Here is a 16,427-nt window from a genome sequence, read left to right as displayed (position 1 = left end):
TTAATGTTGAAAAGATAGTTCTTGTTTAATTGATTGTAAAGATTTAGCGAATAACTCAGGCTCTTCTAAATCTGGAGAATGTGCCGAGTTTGGAAACCAAATCATCTTTTTAATAGGAGCTTGAATGATATCGCAATATTGTTGAACGAGTGCATAAGGAGTTTGATAATCATAGCGACCAGAACAAAAATAAACAGGAACAGATAAACTTGAAATAGATGAAAAGAAATCGATTGTCAGCATCTCTTCCCATAAAACTCCGGATTTTAAATTTCCTGCGAGAAATTTGAACCAATCTAATAGCGTATATTCAGGAGAAAAGAAGCCTTTTCGTATGAAAGAAAAGGAAGATCCATTTTGGATTGCTCCTCCGAATGTACCAAGCCACTTTCTTTGAATAATGAGGCGTCTCGTATCTAAAAAGGGTGGTTTCCCTAATTTTAAAAGAGAAGCTAATGCCTTTTTATGGTCATGCTTTTTGGCAGAGCTAATTAAATGTTGATATAGTAATTCTTCATTTTGCTTCATATGTACGATTTGACCGATGCCGATGTATGCTTCTATATATTCGGGACATTGATTAGCGATTTGTAGTCCGATAATACTTCCCCAAGAATGACCAGCGAGAAATAGTTTTTGCTTATTAAAGCGTTTGAGAAGATATTGAATAACCTTTTTTGCATCTGAAAAAAATTGATCAATCGTAAGATTTGTTTGGATGTCCCGCCATAAAAAGGATTTACCTGCCCCTCGCTGATCCCAATTAATAACGATAAAGTGCTTTTCTAACTCTTTTTGAAAATGGCGAATAAAGCCGATTTGTGCCATACCAGGACCGCCGTGACAGCATAATAAAATAGGCTGATCCACGTTTTGGCCGCGTATAAGGAGAGATTGTTTCCGGTCATTAATCATAACGCTTTCTATCGTAGCGATACTGTTAGGGATTAGTTGCTTCTTTTCGTTGTAAAACCGAGGGGTATGGCTACGAAAAAGCATATGTAAACCTCCTTTTCTTAAATGGTATGAATCGCACAGGCTCTTTCTTTTGCATATACTACTAGAAAATCATTGTATCATAACATACTGGTTTGATTTCAAGTTTAGGCGATTAAGAGAGGAGGGAGAATGTGACGATTGGAGAAATTATTGATTCTTTAAATAGACGCGAATCAATCGCTATTATAGCGAAACGGCTTGAAATGAGCCCATATACATTATCAAAGAAATTAAGGGTGATTGGATATGAATATGATGGAGAGCAGAAAAAACGTATCTTTATAGGTGATGGTGAAGAGCCACGTCATTTGCAAATACAAGAAGCTACTGCCCTTCAATATGCAAAAACAGACTATCAATTACTAATTTATGAACAATTACAAAGCATTTATGAATTGCTAAGAAAAAGAGAAGAAGTAAGTGTTCAAATTATAAGTAAGAGCACAGAGAAAAAGAAACGAACCTTTTCGATTAATATAGAAGTATTAGCAAGACTAGATGTTATATCGGAATCAAAAGGGATTCAAAAGTCTAAAATTGTAGAAGAAGCACTACAGGAGTTTTTGCAACGGTATGATGTTAATCATGAAACGTATCCAGAGAAATAAAAGAAAGGATACTATGTTCCATATAAGAGCGTGTATCCTTTCTTTTATTTCATTTTTTGTTTTGTTTCGAAAAGTAATATAGGAACCAAACGGCATGATTTTGTTCATCAGCTGCTGCGCGCTGAAATGTTTCTTTCACTTGTTGATTTGTCGTTTCGTCAGCAATTTCTAAGTAAAAATCAACTGTTCGTTGCTCATCTTGCCGAATTTCAAGGATTTGAGTTCGTTCATTTATGTCTGGAGCTAAAGTAGCTAATCTAGCATAAAAATGAATGGCGCTATATTCTCCATTAATTGCTTTCTCAATACTACGAATGTGTTTGTCGATACAATGTATCGTCATTGTTTGATAGAAATACATACAAATCTTCCCATTATAGTTTTCTATATACTACGAAGAAACAAGGGGCTATGTGCGTATCCTTTACTGCACTAGAAGAATGACAATACGTATGACTCTAAAAGAAGAAGCTCCTTGCATATAAAAGGAGCTTCTTCTTTCGAGTGTCACGCACTAGTTTAAATAGTATTTAATTGTTTTTTTGAATACGTCCATCAATAATCGGCTGAATTGGTTCTTTCACTTGTTTTACATAATCGACTAATGCTTCAAAATCGTTTGGACCAGTTTCAGCATTTTTTCCATTTTTAAAGGATACGAATCCATCACCGCCAGAAGCTAGGAAAGCATTTGCAACTACGCTATACGTTTTAGAGGGAACTAATTCTTCACCATTTGTTAAACGGATATTCGTAACCTTTTCGTTATTTGGTTTATTTGCATCCCAAGTGTATTGAATACCTGAAATTTGAAGCATTCTCGTTGCTCCTTTTTGCCATTGTTGATTTAATATATCACGAATATCTTGACCTGTTAGATCTACTTTAATTAATTGGTTTCCGAAAGGCTGAATGCCGTATAATTCGCCCCATGTAATATCTCCAGCGTCTAGATCATTACGAATTCCACCAGGATTCATAAGAGCGATTTGTGTTTGCATAGTTTGGCGCTGGGCATCCGCAACTAAATTTCCAAGTGTAGATTCACCAGCATCGTTTTGTTTACGGTCGATAGGTGCTGTAGATTTTCCGACAACTTCATTTACAAGCGGTGCAATTTTTTCTTTATATTGATCTAACTTTTGTTTTACTTGTTTATCAGGCTCTACACCTTCATGGTACGTTGTAATAACTTCAGCTTTTTTCTTCACAATATCTTTTGTTTTTCTATCAATCGTTACATCTACATCAGAGAAAGCCATCCCGTAAGAGTTCGCTTGCACGATAAGTTTATTATTTACAGTACCATTTACGTACGTATGACTATGTCCGCCGAAAATAACATCAACTTCGGGATCTGTTTCATTTGCAATTCGAGTGAGGTCTCCATTTGTTACACCAGACTCATCAGTTGTTCCGCCGACATGTGCAAGGACTACGATAGATTTAACGCCGAGACGCTTTAATTGTTGTGTGGATTTATTAATAGCCTCTACTTCATCAGTGATTTCTACATTTTTAAGCATAGTAGGCATAACGACATTCGGTGTATCCGTTGTAACAACTCCAATGAACCCTACAGGAACTCCGTCAACCATTTTTACAGTGAATGGTGGTAAAAATAAGCGGCCAGTTGATTTATTATAGAAGTTTGCAGCGACATAAGGGAAGTTTGCTCCTTTGAAATTCCCTGTTTTTTCATGATATCCACCATAAATGAGACGTCGCATTTCCTCAATGCCTTCATCAAATTCATGATTTCCAATTGTACCAACATCAAACTTTAAATCATTTAAAAATTCAATTGTTGGTTCGTCCTGTAATAATGCGGAAACTGGTGGGCTGGCTCCGACAATATCACCGGCATGTACGAGAAGTGTATTAGGGTTTTGTTTTTTGCGTTCTTTTAAATAAGTAGCTAAATAATCAGCGCCACCAGCTTCTTTATTGTTAACTTTTTTTACAGTATCTAGTTGACCATGTAAATCATTAATACCAAGCATTTGTACGTCTATGTATCGGTTTTGTTCGGCAGGAGTCTGAGATGGAGGAGCGGCGAATACGCTTGAAAAAGTAATAGTACTTAAAACAGCAACAGCAGGAATAATTTTTTTCCACATAATTAATTTCTCCTTTTTTTATAATCTGACATCATACGACATAATTTTAATAGATTACTAGGATTATATCTATATAAAAATTTAGTTTTTTCGAAAAATTAACATATTTACAAAAGATAAATAATAGAGTATGGAACCTTTTTTATTGTCGATTTCGCCATGTATCCTCTATAATGGAGAAAAAAGTAAAAGGTGAGTAGTATGAAGAAAAAGAAGCAAAGACAAACACAAAGACACTCTCAAATGAATCAACCAGAGAAAGAATCACTTACACTAGGTGATCAATTGAACGATTCGTTAATGCAACAATTAAAGAATAAGAAAAAAGAGTTGCAAGTGAGAGAAGAGAAAAAAGAGGCAGCAGAACAAGAAAGAAAGCGTAAGGAACAAAAAGAACGTGAAAAGAATAAATCATTTGAAGAACTGTTAAGTGAAAGTAGCCTTACTTGGAAAGACTTTAAATAATAAAAAGATGATCAGTGAAATGCCGCTGATCATTTTTTTGACGAGTTTGTAAGAAAAGGGGAGTTAGAATGAGGGAAATTGTAGTCGTTCCGTATGAAAATCATTGGAGTGAGAAATTCCAAATGGAAGCCGAAAGATTAAAATCGGCGATGCCAGAAATGGTGAAAGTCCATCATATTGGAAGTACGTCAGTGCCAGGACTGGCAGCTAAACCAATTATAGATATGATTATGGAAGTAGAGAGTATCGACAGAGTAGATCATTGGAATGAACGTTTTAAAGAGCTTGGTTACATCGTAAAAGGGGAAAATGGTATTTCAAGACGTCGTTATTTTATTCATGGGACTGAGGAAAAACGCTCGTATCACTTACACGTATTTGAAAAAGGAAATCCTGAGATAGTAAGGCATTTAGCATTTCGTGATTATATGATGGCTCATTGTGAAGAAGCAGAAGCGTATGCGACTTTAAAGAAAGAACTAGCTGAAAAATATACATATGATGGCACGTTGTATACAGAAGGAAAAAATGAATTTGTACGTAATGTTGATGAAAAAGCGAAGAAATGGATAGAAAGTAACGTGAACGACTGAGTTCATGTTATTTTCTAAAGGGGTATAAAATTATTATGTAAACTGTACGTATGTTTTGACATTTTGAATAAATCTTGTTGAAATAAAGTGGTGGTTTATAAAAAATGTAACATTGAAAGGGAGAACGAGTATGCATATTCCAACAACTACACTTCATAATGGCGTGAAAATGCCGATGATTGGTCTAGGCGTTTATAAAGCTAAAGAAGGCGACGAAGTTAAACAAGCAGTAAAAACAGCGTTAGAAGTTGGATACCGTTCGATTGATACAGCAACTGTATATGAAAATGAAAGCGGTGTCGGAGAAGCGGTTCGTGAATCTGGAATTTCGCGAGAAGACTTGTTTATTACAACAAAAGTTTGGAACGACGATCAAGGGTACGAGGAGACGCTCGAGGCGTTTGAAAAAAGTTTAAAGAAATTACAAATGGACTATGTAGATTTATATTTAATCCATTGGCCGATAAGAGGGAAGTATGTTGATACGTACCGTGCTCTAGAAAAGCTATATGAAGAAGGTAAAGTGCGTGCCATTGGTGTTTCTAATTTTCATAAACATCATTTAGAACTGTTATTACCAAATTGCAAAGTGAAGCCGATGGTAAACCAAGTTGAACTTCATCCAATGCTAGCGCAATTTGAATTGCGTGATTTCTGTCAAGGTGAGCAAATTCAAATGGAAGCATGGAGTCCTTTAATGAGAGGCGGCGAAGTATTCCAGCATCCAATTATTCAGGCTATTTCTAAAAAATATGAAAAGTCACCTGCACAAGTTATATTAAGGTGGGATATTCAAAGTGGGATTGTGACTATTCCTAAATCTGTTACGCCATCTCGTATTAAAGAGAACTTTACTATTTTTGATTGCTCATTAACTGAAGAAGAGATGGATCAAATTAATACGTTAAATCGTAATTTACATGTAGGAACGAATCCTGATAAATATGATACGTTATAAAAAAAGACTGCCGCCTAGTGTTGAGGGGCAGTCTTTTGCTTTTATCGGTATCAATATTTTAGCGATGCAAAGCATATGAATCATACTTAACAATCTTTTGAAGTTGTACATATTCTTCTTTTGTTAAAGATAACTGTTGGCTAGCTTGTATATTTTCTTGCAATTGTTGAATAGAGCTTGCACCAGGTATAACAGCTGCAACAGTTTCGTTATGTAAGCAATATTGAATAGCTGTTCCTGTTAAAGAGCTTTCTTGGGTTATTTCTTTTACACTCGCGAGTGTCGAATATAACTCATCGTAAGAATAAGAGAGGTAATCTTTTTCTTTTACTCTTTCTATCTTTCTTGCATTATTGTTAGTTAAAATCCCTTTTGCAAGTGGTCCGCGAGCAATAACGCTAATTTGCTGTTCATTAAGAAGCGGGAACCATTCTTCAGGGCGACGATTTAAAAGGCTGTATTCCATTAATATGCTAACGATATTTGATCGTTTTGCATACTCACGAATGACATTTGGACGTATAGAAGAGATACCATAATGACGAATAATCCCTTCTTTTTTTAATTCTTCAAAGGCTTCAACTGTTTCATCTATAGGATCTTCAATCGTCCCACCATGAAGTTGATATAAATCAATATAATCTGTTTGAAGTCTACGTAAACTCTCTTTTACTTCGGCCTTTATATAAGCTTTAGAAGGATCCCAAGACCAACCGTTTTTTTCTTCTGTCCATCGATTTCCAACCTTTGTTGTAAGAACAATTTGGTCACGTTTTCCTTTCAGAGCTTTTCCAACAAATTCTTCATTTAATCCATAATCGTATAAGTCTGCTGTATCAAAAAAATTAATTCCTAAATCGATTGCCTCATCGATAATACGCATAGCTTCAGCCTCAGATGCACCGAGAGACATACAGCCAAATCCAATTTCCGTAACATATAAATCTGAGTTTCCTAATTGACGTTTTTTCATAGGTCAACCTCCTTACTTTTATTGTACGAAAGGGGAAGGAGGTTGACAAACGTTTACTTTTTATTTGCTGTAATCCACTCTTGTACAGTTGTATACTCTTTTCCATATTGTTTTAGCTTATGACGAATTTGCCATGCTTTGCCGACTAAAGTGACGCGATTTGGTAAAATGTAAACTTTCATTTCTATCACGCTCCTTTCAATGTGGTAAAATGTATGAAGAACGATTAGGAAATAGAACAGGGAGATGAAGTAGTATGAGTAATCTTGCAGAAAGAACAGTAAAAACTGAACCGATTTTTGATGGTAGAGTTATAAAAGTTCGTGTTGATGATGTAGTATTACCAAATGGAGAAATGAGTAAACGTGAAATCGTAAATCACCCTGGGGCAGTTGCTATTATTGCTATTACTGATGAGGGGAAAATTGTACTCGTTGAGCAGTATCGTAAAGCTCTCGAAAAGGCAATTGTGGAAATTCCTGCTGGGAAGTTAGAACCTGGGGAAAAGCCAGAGGTAACAGCAGTTCGTGAATTAGAAGAAGAAACAGGATATGTATGTGAAAATATGGAGCTTATTACATCTTTCTATACATCACCTGGTTTTGCAGATGAGATTTTATATGTATATAAAGCGACAGGATTAAAACAAAAAGAAAATAAAGCAGCTTTAGATGAAGATGAATTTGTGGAATTAATGGAAGTGTCATTAGAAGAAGCGATTGATCTTATGAAAGACCTTCGCATACATGATGCTAAGACGATGTTTGCAGTACAATATTTACAATTACAAAAATAAACACTCGCCTAAGGCGAGTGTTTTTAGTTGATTTTTGCATATACACGTGCATCGCGTAAGCTGCCATCGGGTGCTAGGAAATCATTTTCCATTGTACCTTCTAAAATAAATTCTAGACGTTCTGCTAAGTTACATGCGTTTATATTTGTTGCATCAGTACGAATTTCAATTCTTCTAGCACCTAGTTTATCAAATGCAAATTGAATCGCACCTTTAATGGCTTCTGTCATATAGCCATGCTTTGTATAAGCGCTATGTAGCCAAAAGTGAAGTGAAAACTTTGGAATATCCCAGTTTTCAGGCTTGAGCGTAATAGCTCCGATGAATGTACCAGATACTTTATCGTATAAGTGGAAATCAAGTGTTTCACGAAGTAAAAACTGTCCGTGAGCTTCGCGAACAATTTCTTCAGCACGTTCTTCTGTTTCAGCTGTAATTGGCATCCATGGTAATAAGTCTTCTAGCGAAGCTTGGATTGCTTCATATACTTCTGTGCCATCACCTGGAAACGGCTTACGTACTTGCAAGCGCTCAGTTTGAAATAATGTTGGAAAATCTAATAATAATGGTTTCAAGAGAAATCCCTCCTATTCTCTACTTTTTAGTTTAGCAAAGTAGAGCGGAATTTCAATGCTAATTCGTCATACTTTTTTTCTTTCTTTCATACATTTTTAGTAAGAGTGTGAACGGAGGGAAGGAAAATGTGGCGAAAAACGTGGCAAGACCGTGTAATGTCTCACATACAGGAAAATTCTTCACTATATATATTTAATGCGGTTTTATTACTGATGGGAGTAATATTTGGAGCGATTCTTGTGAATAGTTTACAAATAAACCAAAAGCAAGATTTATCATTTTATTTACAGCGTTTTTTTGGACAAGTTTCTAAAGGAGAATTTGCTGTCGCAGGCGAAATGTTTCGAGAAAGTTACTTTTCGCAATTAAAATATATCGGTTTTATTTGGATTTTGGGGATTTCAATTATTGGGTTGCCGCTCATTTTTATCTTACTATTTTTAAAAGGGGTAGTTGTTGGATTTACAGTAGGTTTTTTAGTAAGTCAGCACGGATGGAATGGACTATTATTAGCATTTGTATCTGTATTGCCACAAAATTTAATTATAATTCCTGTATTTCTCGTAATGACAACAATTGCTGCAAGCTTTTCCTTACGCATGATTAGGCATCAATTTATTCGGAAAATAACTGAGCCACTATTACCGTTATTAATTCGCTATACATGCTTTTTTCTCGTGATTGGAGCGGTATTAGCTATTGCTTCCAGTGTCGAAGTGTATGCATCACCAGTTTTAATGAAAGAAGTTGTGGAGGCTATTAACAAACAATAAATATTTTTTGAGAATAATTATCAATTTGTTTTTATTGTTTTTCTTTTGACAGGAGCCCTTCTTCTGATATAATGGTGTAAGAGTGGCGAGGAGGGAGTAGTACCGAATGGAAGAAAGAATTGAACGAATTAAGAAGCAATTACATGCAGCGAGCTATAAATTGACACCACAACGTGAAGCAACAGTTCGTGTGCTGCTAGAAAATGAAGAAGATCATTTAAGCGCAGAAGATGTATACCTCCTTGTAAAAGAAAAGTCGCCAGAGATCGGATTAGCAACCGTTTATCGAACTTTAGAGTTATTGTCTGAGTTGAAAGTTGTCGATAAAATTAACTTTGGAGACGGTGTTTCGCGTTATGACTTACGCCAAGAAGGTGCACAGCGTTTCCATCATCATTTAATCTGTACACAATGCGGTGCTGTACAAGAAATACAAGAAGATTTACTTGGTGAAGTGGAGAATAAAGTGGAACGAGACTGGAGCTTTAAGGTGAAAGATCATCGTTTAACATTCCATGGGATTTGTAAAAATTGTCAAGAAAATGAAACGGATGAAAAATAACCTTTTCCTATTTAACTAGGAAGAGGTTTTTTATTTGAATAAGGTATAAATTGGTGAAAGCTTGGCATATGTTGTAATAACTTATATTTTGGAGGAATTTACAATGCGCCGAGCTTTAAAATTAACTTTTGATGGGATGAAAGTATTTTTATTATTTACAAGTTGTACGATTTTGTTTTATTTCGCTATACTATGGATAAATCAAGAATATGAAAGTTACCATCGTTATGAAAAGCCAAAAGAAGAGACTGTAGAAAAAGTATCAGGGAATGAGGAGCCGGAAAAGGATGCTTTCGTAAATAGAATGATGTTTTTCTATGAAAATGGGGAGTAGTGTAGATTGGAAGATCAATTAAAAGATTTTATTCATTATATGATTGTTGAAAAAGGGTTAGCGAAAAATACAGTTGTATCTTATGAACGCGATTTAAAAAGCTATGTGAAGTATTTGCAAAATGTAGAACAAACGAAGACGTTTCATGAAGTGACACGCTTGCATATTGTTAACTTTTTGCAGCATTTAAAAGAAAACGGGAAATCTTCAAAAACATTGGCGCGTCATATTGCATCGATTCGTTCGTTTCATCAATTTTTACTTCGTGAACGAGCAGTGGAGCATGACCCATCGGTACATATTGAAACGCCACAAGGGGAACGGAAATTACCAAAAGTATTATCAATCGACGAAGTGGAAGCATTGCTTCAAACACCGAAAACGGCAAGTGCTTTTGGGATTCGTGATAAGGCAATGTTAGAGTTGTTGTATGCAACAGGACTTCGTGTTTCAGAATTAATTGCATTAAATTTAGAAGATGTGCACTTAACGATGGGATTTGTTCGCTGTATCGGGAAAGGGAACAAAGAAAGAATTATTCCACTAGGAAGCTTAGCGACAGAAGCGATTCAAAAGTATATTGAAAAAGGAAGAAGAGAATTGATGGGTAAAAAAGCAGTAGATGCGCTCTTTTTAAACCATCATGGTAATCGATTATCGAGACAGGGATTTTGGAAAATTTTAAAACGGCTAGCGAAAGAAGCGAATATTGCAAAAGAGCTTACACCGCATACGTTGCGTCACTCTTTTGCTACGCATCTATTAGAAAATGGGGCAGACTTACGTGCTGTACAGGAAATGCTTGGACATGCAGATATTTCGACGACACAAATTTATACGCACGTTTCAAAAACTAGATTAAAAGATGTATATAAACAGTTTCACCCGAGAGCATAGTCACTATGCTCTTTTTTCATAGATTAAGAAGAGTGAACCATTTCACAGAAACTTCACAAACATTTCGTACATTGTTTTCAGCAGAAGACTAGAATATTACAATGTATTTCCTCTATACTAAATAAAGTATGAAGGAGGAAATGATGATGAAAAAACTTATTATGACTTTATTTATCGCGATGCTAGCATTGGCTGGCTGTAATACAAACAAAGAAGAACCGAAAAAAGAACAGAAACTGGAAGCTATAAAAGTAGCGGTTCAAACGAATCCGAAAGAAATTAAACCTGGTGAAAAAACAGAAGTACAAGCACTTGTTACACAAGGAAAAGAAAGAGTAACGGATGCTGATGATGTAAAGTTTGAGATTTGGAAAGATGGCGACGAGAAACACGAGATGTTAGATGGTAAGCATAAAGGAAAAGGTGTTTATGCAGTAGAGAAAACATTTGAAACTGATGGAGTATATCATATTATTCCTCATACAAATGCACGTGAAATGCATGTTATGCCAGAAACAAAAGTCGCTGTAGGAAATGCAAAAGTAGAAGATGCGAAAAAAGAAGAAGGTCATGGGGATCATAAAAGTGATACGATGATACATCTTATGGCTGGTGATATTAAAGCAAATGCTGAATCAACAATGAAAGTTCATTTGAAGCAAAAAGAAGAAGCGTTAACTGGTGCTGAAGTACAACTTGAGATTTGGAAAGATGGTGTTGAAAAGCACGAATTTATTCCAGCGAAAGAAGGAAATAAAGGAGAGTATGAAACGAAACATACTTTCAAAGAAAACGGTGCTTACAAAGTGAAAGTTCATGTTAAAAAAGGTGAACTACATGAACATAAAGAAGAAACAGTAGAAGTAAAATAAAAAGTAGCTCTTTAGAGCTGCTTTTTATTTTTATATTAGGAAATATGTTATAAAATGATTAGCACTTCTTTGCAGAATGGATTACAATAGAAGGGTAAAGAAAATGAGAAATTCTACGAAAATGTATTAAAAAGAAAGCGTAAACATGTTATGATATCAATATCAGATGTCTGACATCTGACTTGGAAAAACCTAGAAATGTTTTTTATTCGTTTGAAAGTAAAACGAAAAAGTTAGAGAATGATTTAAAGCAGTACTGTTTAATAATGAGGACGAAAGATAATTCCCATTGATAACAGTTTCACTTTATAGCGTTTTGAACATACTACAAGAAGTAGAACTGAACATATAGGAGGTTGCAGTTATGAATAAATATAAACGTATTTTCCTAGTCGTAATGGACTCTGTGGGAATCGGTGAAGCACCAGATGCTGAGCAGTTTGGTGATTTAGGTTCTGATACAATTGGTCATATCGCTGAACATATGAATGGATTACACATGCCAAACATGGTGAAATTAGGCCTTGGTAATATTCGTGAAATGAAAGGAATCTCTAAAGTAGAGAAACCGCTTGGATATTATACAAAAATGCAAGAGAAATCTACAGGTAAAGATACAATGACAGGTCACTGGGAAATCATGGGCCTTTACATTGATACACCATTCCAAGTGTTTCCTGAAGGATTCCCGAAAGAATTACTTGATGAATTAGAAGAAAAGACAGGTCGTAAAATTATCGGTAATAAACCAGCTTCTGGAACTGAGGTACTTGTTGAGCTTGGTCAAGAACAAATGGAAACAGGTTCTTTAATTGTTTACACTTCTGCTGATAGTGTATTACAGATCGCAGCTCATGAAGAAGTAGTACCACTTGAAGAGCTATATAAAATTTGTAAAATCGCACGTGAATTAACATTAGATGAGAAGTACATGGTAGGGCGTGTTATTGCTCGTCCGTTCGTTGGAGAGCCAGGAAACTTCACACGTACACCAAATCGTCATGACTATGCGTTAAAACCATTTGGTCGCACAGTAATGAATGAACTTAAAGATAGCGATTATGATGTAATTGCTATTGGTAAAATTGCTGACATTTATGATGGAGAAGGTGTAACTGAATCACTTCGTACGAAATCAAATATGGATGGAATGGACAAGCTTGTAGATACATTAAATATGGACTTTACAGGTATTAGCTTCTTAAACTTAGTTGACTTTGATGCCTTATTTGGTCATCGTCGTGACCCACAAGGGTACGGAGAAGCATTGCAAGAATATGACGCACGTCTTCCAGAAGTATTCGAAAAACTAAAAGAAGATGATCTATTATTAATTACAGCAGACCATGGTAATGATCCAGTACATCCTGGTACTGATCATACACGTGAATATGTACCGTTATTAGCATATAGCCCAAGCATGAAAGAAGGCGGACAAGAGTTATCACTTCGTCAAACATTTGCTGATATTGGTGCAACTGTAGCAGAAAACTTTAATGTTAAAATGCCAGAACATGGAACAAGCTTCTTAAACGAGCTAAAGAAATAGGGGGATAAACAGATGAATCGTGAACTAATTACAAAATCAGCTTCATACTTAAAAGAGAAATTTCAAGAGACACCACAAGTAGGACTAATCCTTGGATCTGGACTAGGTGTATTAGCAGATGAAATCGAGAACGCAGTAACAGTACCATACAGTGAAATCCCTGAATTCCCAGTTTCAACTGTAGAAGGACATGCAGGTCAACTTGTATTCGGTACACTTCAAGGTGTAACAGTAGTAGCAATGCAAGGACGTTTCCATTTCTATGAAGGATACGATATGCAAAAAGTAACATTCCCAGTTCGTGTTATGAAAGAATTAGGTGTAGAAACAGTTGTTGTAACGAACGCAGCTGGTGGTGTAAATACATCATTTGAACCAGGCGATCTTATGTTAATTTCAGACCATATTAACTTCATGGGTACGAACCCATTAATCGGACCAAATGATTCTGAAATGGGTGTACGTTTCCCTGATATGTCTACATCATATACGCCAGAACTTCGCGAAATGGCGAAACAAGTTGCAGCAGATTTAAATATTAAAGTACAAGAAGGTGTATATGTTGGAATGACAGGTCCTGTATATGAAACACCTGCTGAAATTCGTATGCTTCGTACACTTGGCGGAGATGCAGTTGGTATGTCAACAGTACCGGAAGTAATTGTAGCTCGTCATGCAGGTATGAAAGTACTAGGTATTTCTTGCATTTCAAATATGGCAGCTGGTATTTTAGATCAACCACTTCACCACGATGAAGTAATTGAAACGACAGAACGTGTTAAAGCTAATTTCTTAGCATTAGTAAAAGCAATTGTAAAACAAATGAAGGGGTGACTTCACAATGAGAATGGTGGACCTAATTGCAAAAAAACGTGATGGACATGCATTAACGACAGAAGAAATTAACTTTATCGTTGAAGGATATACAAATGGTAGTATTCCAGATTATCAAATGAGTTCACTTGCAATGGCAATTTTCTTCCAAGATATGAATGATCAAGAACGTGCAGATTTAACGATGGCAATGGTAAATAGCGGTGATACAATTGACTTATCAGCCATTGAAGGGGTAAAAGTAGATAAGCATTCAACGGGTGGAGTTGGTGATACAACGACACTTGTATTAGGTCCATTAGTAGCTGCTTTAGGTGTACCAGTTGCGAAAATGTCTGGACGAGGTCTAGGACATACGGGTGGTACAATTGATAAATTAGAAGCAGTACCAGGATTCCATGTGGAAATTGAAAATGATGAATTCATGCGTCTTGTAAATGAAAATAAAATCGCTGTTATTGGTCAAAGTGGAAACTTAACACCTGCTGATAAAAAGTTATATGCGCTTCGTGATGTAACTGCAACAGTAAATTCAATTCCTCTTATTGCTAGCTCAATTATGAGTAAGAAAATTGCTGCTGGTGCAGATGCAATTGTTCTTGATGTAAAAACTGGAGCAGGCGCGTTTATGAAAACGGATGAAGATGCAAAGCGTTTAGCAGAAGCAATGGTACGCATTGGTAATAACGTTGGTCGTAATACGATGGCGGTTATTTCTGATATGAGTCAGCCGCTTGGTGAAGCAATCGGTAATGCATTAGAAGTACAAGAAGCAATTGATACATTACAAGGTAAGGGACCGAAAGATTTAGAAGAGTTATGTTTAACACTTGGAAGTCAGATGGTGTACCTTGCTGGACAAGCTTCATCTTTAGAAGATGCACGTGAAAAGTTAATTGAAGTAATGAACAATGGTAAAGCGCTAGAATCATTTAAAACGTTCTTATCAGCACAAGGCGGCGATGCATCTGTTGTTGATGATCCTTCTAAATTGCCACAAGCACAATTTAAAATTGAAGTGGAAGCGAAAGAAGACGGTTACGTATCGGAAATCGTTGCAGATGAAATCGGAACAGCAGCAATGCTTTTAGGAGCAGGGCGTGCAACGAAAGAGTCTGAAATTGATTTAGCAGTTGGTCTAATGCTTCGCAAAAAAGTAGGCGATAGCGTGAAAAAAGGTGACTCTCTTGTTACAATTTACGCAAACCGCGAAAATGTTGAAGACGTAAAAGCGAAAATTTATGAGAACATGAAAATCGCTAAAGATCACGTAGATGCACCAACTTTAGTACACGGTATTGTAACGAAGTAATAAAGTGAAACTTTAATCAGTGGGGGCTTTATCCCCACTGATTATTAGCCTTCACCAATCGGGCATTTACGGGCAGCCCGACCCAGACCTAACTTCTTTGCTTTCGCTGAATTTTGAGGTAGGGGTCTTACTGCCCGCAAATAGCGGGATAAAAAAAAGCTGAGGAGATTTCTCCTTGGCTTTTTTTACTATTTTTTGTTTATAATAGTAATGGGTGAAATTATGATTAGAATTTGTGCAATAACGAAAAAAAATGAAGTTTTATATGATGTTTCGCTAGAAGAAACGAAAAAAGAGAACATCATATGGTATTGGCTTGATTTATATAAGCCAACGAAAGAGGAGTATACATATATTTTACAAGATCACTTCAAGTTCCATCCCCTTGCAATTGAAGATTGTGTAGAGTATGTACAGAGACCAAAGGTAGATTTTTATGATGGATATAACTTTTTAGTTCTTCATGCATTCGGAGAAGACGGATTAGAACCGCATGAAATCGATTTATTTATTAGTGATCGATATATAGTCTCTTTCCATTTCTCTCATAACAATGCGATTGAAAGAGTATGGAAAACGCTCGGTGAAAAGAAACGTATTAAGAAGAGCCCTTTGCATGTAGCACATACAATTATTGACCAAATTGTAGATGATTATTTCGCACCTGTTTATTACATTGAAGACCATTTAAATGCAATTGATGATAATTTAACGGGTGAGACAGCAGGAAGTGTGTTAGAAGAAGTATTTGATATTCGTGCAGATTTATCTAAGCTAAGGCGTACGATTATTCCGATGCGTGATTTATTGTATCGTATATTAAATTCAACACGTTTTTACGGTATAAGCGATCATGAAATTTATTTTAAAGATATACATGATCATTTGCTTAAACTGACAGAGATGATTGAAGCGAGCCGTGAATTAACAGCAGATATTCGAGATAGTTACTTTTCGTTGAATTCCCACCATATGAACAATATTATGAAAACATTAACTGTTTTCTCAACTATTTTCATGCCGTTAACATTTATTGCAGGGGTATACGGCATGAACTTTGCACATATGCCAGAGCTTGGCGGGAAGTATAGTTATTTTATTTGCTTAATTTTAATGGCATTAATTGGCGGCGGAATGATGGCTTGGTTTTATAAAAAAGGTTGGTTTAAGTAAAAAAACACCGAGGATTTCCTCGGTGTTTTTTTC

20 protein-coding genes are annotated in these 16,427 nt (G+C 35.9%); 14 read left to right on the top strand and 6 right to left on the bottom strand.

The genetic code is table 11. From position 1 onward, the window contains the following. The gene (locus tag MKY90_RS20885) at positions 1–999 is read right to left on the bottom strand and encodes an alpha/beta fold hydrolase (RefSeq protein WP_002138220.1); all 999 of its coding nucleotides are present in this window, start codon (positions 997–999) and stop codon (positions 1–3) included. A gap of 131 nt (positions 1,000–1,130) precedes the next feature. Here MKY90_RS20885 and MKY90_RS20880 point away from each other — a divergent pair, with 131 nt between their 5' ends. Beyond that, positions 1,131–1,607, top strand: a complete 477-nt coding sequence (locus MKY90_RS20880) for a ribbon-helix-helix domain-containing protein (RefSeq protein WP_002014948.1) — start codon at positions 1,131–1,133, stop codon at positions 1,605–1,607. Positions 1,608–1,656: 49 nt separating this feature from the next. Here the strand turns inward: MKY90_RS20880 and MKY90_RS20875 are convergent, their stop codons facing one another. Then, entirely contained in the window at positions 1,657–1,968 is a 312-nt protein-coding gene (locus tag MKY90_RS20875) for a ferritin-like domain-containing protein (protein ID WP_063218945.1), read from the bottom strand. A 169-nt stretch (positions 1,969–2,137) separates the two neighbouring features. Beyond that, the gene (locus MKY90_RS20870; RefSeq protein WP_098167394.1) at positions 2,138–3,727 is read right to left on the bottom strand and encodes a bifunctional metallophosphatase/5'-nucleotidase; all 1,590 of its coding nucleotides are present in this window, start codon (positions 3,725–3,727) and stop codon (positions 2,138–2,140) included. Positions 3,728–3,928: 201 nt separating this feature from the next. Between MKY90_RS20870 and MKY90_RS20865 the strand changes: the two genes are divergently transcribed. The 3 genes from MKY90_RS20865 (at position 3,929) to MKY90_RS20855 (ending at position 5,743) form a co-directional block, all read left to right on the top strand. After that, positions 3,929–4,192, top strand: coding sequence for a YqkE family protein (locus MKY90_RS20865; protein WP_002014945.1), 264 nt, complete (start codon positions 3,929–3,931; stop codon positions 4,190–4,192). A gap of 68 nt (positions 4,193–4,260) precedes the next feature. Further along, entirely contained in the window at positions 4,261–4,785 is a 525-nt protein-coding gene (locus tag MKY90_RS20860; RefSeq protein ID WP_002138216.1) for a GrpB family protein, read from the top strand. Between the two features lie 130 nt (positions 4,786–4,915). Further along, on the top strand, positions 4,916–5,743 hold the full coding sequence (locus MKY90_RS20855) for an aldo/keto reductase (RefSeq protein ID WP_341092447.1): 828 nt from the start codon (positions 4,916–4,918) through the stop codon (positions 5,741–5,743). A 58-nt stretch (positions 5,744–5,801) separates the two neighbouring features. On the opposite strand, the gene MKY90_RS20850 is transcribed toward MKY90_RS20855, so the two are convergent. After that, on the bottom strand, positions 5,802–6,716 hold the full coding sequence (locus MKY90_RS20850; RefSeq protein WP_063218948.1) for an aldo/keto reductase: 915 nt from the start codon (positions 6,714–6,716) through the stop codon (positions 5,802–5,804). A gap of 53 nt (positions 6,717–6,769) precedes the next feature. After that, on the bottom strand, positions 6,770–6,898 hold the full coding sequence (gene mciZ, locus MKY90_RS20845) for a Z-ring formation inhibitor MciZ (protein ID WP_000870295.1): 129 nt from the start codon (positions 6,896–6,898) through the stop codon (positions 6,770–6,772). A gap of 74 nt (positions 6,899–6,972) precedes the next feature. Here mciZ and MKY90_RS20840 point away from each other — a divergent pair, with 74 nt between their 5' ends. Then, complete coding sequence (locus tag MKY90_RS20840) at positions 6,973–7,512, top strand: NUDIX domain-containing protein (protein ID WP_002014941.1); 540 nt, start codon at positions 6,973–6,975, stop codon at positions 7,510–7,512. A 23-nt stretch (positions 7,513–7,535) separates the two neighbouring features. Here the strand turns inward: MKY90_RS20840 and MKY90_RS20835 are convergent, their stop codons facing one another. Continuing rightward, positions 7,536–8,087, bottom strand: coding sequence for a GNAT family N-acetyltransferase (locus tag MKY90_RS20835; protein ID WP_002033881.1), 552 nt, complete (start codon positions 8,085–8,087; stop codon positions 7,536–7,538). A 126-nt stretch (positions 8,088–8,213) separates the two neighbouring features. Between MKY90_RS20835 and spoIIM the strand changes: the two genes are divergently transcribed. The 9 genes from spoIIM to corA all read left to right on the top strand — a co-directional run bounded on the left by spoIIM (position 8,214) and on the right by corA (position 16,394). Then, positions 8,214–8,861, top strand: coding sequence for a stage II sporulation protein M (gene spoIIM / locus MKY90_RS20830; protein WP_002014939.1), 648 nt, complete (start codon positions 8,214–8,216; stop codon positions 8,859–8,861). 106 nt (positions 8,862–8,967) lie between these two features. Further along, positions 8,968–9,423, top strand: a complete 456-nt coding sequence (fur, locus tag MKY90_RS20825) for a ferric iron uptake transcriptional regulator (protein ID WP_000392654.1) — start codon at positions 8,968–8,970, stop codon at positions 9,421–9,423. Positions 9,424–9,526: 103 nt separating this feature from the next. After that, positions 9,527–9,757 carry a YqzK family protein gene (locus tag MKY90_RS20820; protein ID WP_002165108.1) on the top strand — a complete coding sequence of 77 codons (231 nt, stop codon included), beginning with the start codon at positions 9,527–9,529 and terminating at the stop codon, positions 9,755–9,757. Positions 9,758–9,763: 6 nt separating this feature from the next. After that, the gene (xerD, locus tag MKY90_RS20815) at positions 9,764–10,654 is read left to right on the top strand and encodes a site-specific tyrosine recombinase XerD (RefSeq protein ID WP_002067028.1); all 891 of its coding nucleotides are present in this window, start codon (positions 9,764–9,766) and stop codon (positions 10,652–10,654) included. A gap of 143 nt (positions 10,655–10,797) precedes the next feature. Then, complete coding sequence (locus tag MKY90_RS20810) at positions 10,798–11,526, top strand: FixH family protein (protein WP_002088470.1); 729 nt, start codon at positions 10,798–10,800, stop codon at positions 11,524–11,526. Positions 11,527–11,890: 364 nt separating this feature from the next. Continuing rightward, positions 11,891–13,075: a phosphopentomutase gene (gene deoB, locus MKY90_RS20805; protein WP_002014935.1), complete on the top strand. Its 1,185-nt coding sequence runs from the start codon at positions 11,891–11,893 to the stop codon at positions 13,073–13,075. A 12-nt stretch (positions 13,076–13,087) separates the two neighbouring features. Then, positions 13,088–13,909, top strand: coding sequence for a purine-nucleoside phosphorylase (locus tag MKY90_RS20800; RefSeq protein WP_001078443.1), 822 nt, complete (start codon positions 13,088–13,090; stop codon positions 13,907–13,909). A gap of 7 nt (positions 13,910–13,916) precedes the next feature. Continuing rightward, a complete protein-coding gene (locus MKY90_RS20795; RefSeq protein ID WP_002067030.1) occupies positions 13,917–15,221 on the top strand; it encodes a pyrimidine-nucleoside phosphorylase in 1,305 nt (434 codons plus the stop codon). Positions 15,222–15,431: 210 nt separating this feature from the next. Next, positions 15,432–16,394: a magnesium/cobalt transporter CorA gene (gene corA, locus MKY90_RS20790; protein ID WP_002067031.1), complete on the top strand. Its 963-nt coding sequence runs from the start codon at positions 15,432–15,434 to the stop codon at positions 16,392–16,394. Positions 16,395–16,427: the final 33 nt, after the last annotated feature.

Source organism: Bacillus sp. FSL P2-0099 (assembly GCF_038007445.1).
Taxonomy (GTDB): domain Bacteria; phylum Bacillota; class Bacilli; order Bacillales; family Bacillaceae_G; genus Bacillus_A; species Bacillus_A mycoides.
Note: the sequence above shows the minus strand (reverse complement) of the source record. Positions and strands in the feature narration are given on the sequence as shown.

What these genes read in the sequence shown, in the direction of transcription:
- MKY90_RS20840 (WP_002014941.1), top strand. Translation starts at nt 6,973, where the DNA reads ATGAGTAATCTTGCAGAAAGAACAGTAAAAACTGAACCGATTTTTGAT.
- MKY90_RS20800 (WP_001078443.1), top strand. Translation starts at nt 13,088, where the DNA reads ATGAATCGTGAACTAATTACAAAATCAGCTTCATACTTAAAAGAGAAA.
- MKY90_RS20810 (WP_002088470.1), top strand. Translation starts at nt 10,798, where the DNA reads ATGATGAAAAAACTTATTATGACTTTATTTATCGCGATGCTAGCATTG.
- mciZ (WP_000870295.1), bottom strand. Translation starts at nt 6,898, where the DNA reads ATGAAAGTTTACATTTTACCAAATCGCGTCACTTTAGTCGGCAAAGCA.
- MKY90_RS20820 (WP_002165108.1), top strand. Translation starts at nt 9,527, where the DNA reads ATGCGCCGAGCTTTAAAATTAACTTTTGATGGGATGAAAGTATTTTTA.
- MKY90_RS20875 (WP_063218945.1), bottom strand. Translation starts at nt 1,968, where the DNA reads ATGTATTTCTATCAAACAATGACGATACATTGTATCGACAAACACATT.
- MKY90_RS20885 (WP_002138220.1), bottom strand. Translation starts at nt 999, where the DNA reads ATGCTTTTTCGTAGCCATACCCCTCGGTTTTACAACGAAAAGAAGCAA.
- MKY90_RS20860 (WP_002138216.1), top strand. Translation starts at nt 4,261, where the DNA reads ATGAGGGAAATTGTAGTCGTTCCGTATGAAAATCATTGGAGTGAGAAA.
- MKY90_RS20795 (WP_002067030.1), top strand. Translation starts at nt 13,917, where the DNA reads ATGAGAATGGTGGACCTAATTGCAAAAAAACGTGATGGACATGCATTA.
- fur (WP_000392654.1), top strand. Translation starts at nt 8,968, where the DNA reads ATGGAAGAAAGAATTGAACGAATTAAGAAGCAATTACATGCAGCGAGC.
- spoIIM (WP_002014939.1), top strand. Translation starts at nt 8,214, where the DNA reads ATGTGGCGAAAAACGTGGCAAGACCGTGTAATGTCTCACATACAGGAA.
- MKY90_RS20850 (WP_063218948.1), bottom strand. Translation starts at nt 6,716, where the DNA reads ATGAAAAAACGTCAATTAGGAAACTCAGATTTATATGTTACGGAAATT.
- MKY90_RS20855 (WP_341092447.1), top strand. Translation starts at nt 4,916, where the DNA reads ATGCATATTCCAACAACTACACTTCATAATGGCGTGAAAATGCCGATG.
- deoB (WP_002014935.1), top strand. Translation starts at nt 11,891, where the DNA reads ATGAATAAATATAAACGTATTTTCCTAGTCGTAATGGACTCTGTGGGA.
- corA (WP_002067031.1), top strand. Translation starts at nt 15,432, where the DNA reads ATGGGTGAAATTATGATTAGAATTTGTGCAATAACGAAAAAAAATGAA.
- MKY90_RS20865 (WP_002014945.1), top strand. Translation starts at nt 3,929, where the DNA reads ATGAAGAAAAAGAAGCAAAGACAAACACAAAGACACTCTCAAATGAAT.
- MKY90_RS20870 (WP_098167394.1), bottom strand. Translation starts at nt 3,727, where the DNA reads ATGTGGAAAAAAATTATTCCTGCTGTTGCTGTTTTAAGTACTATTACT.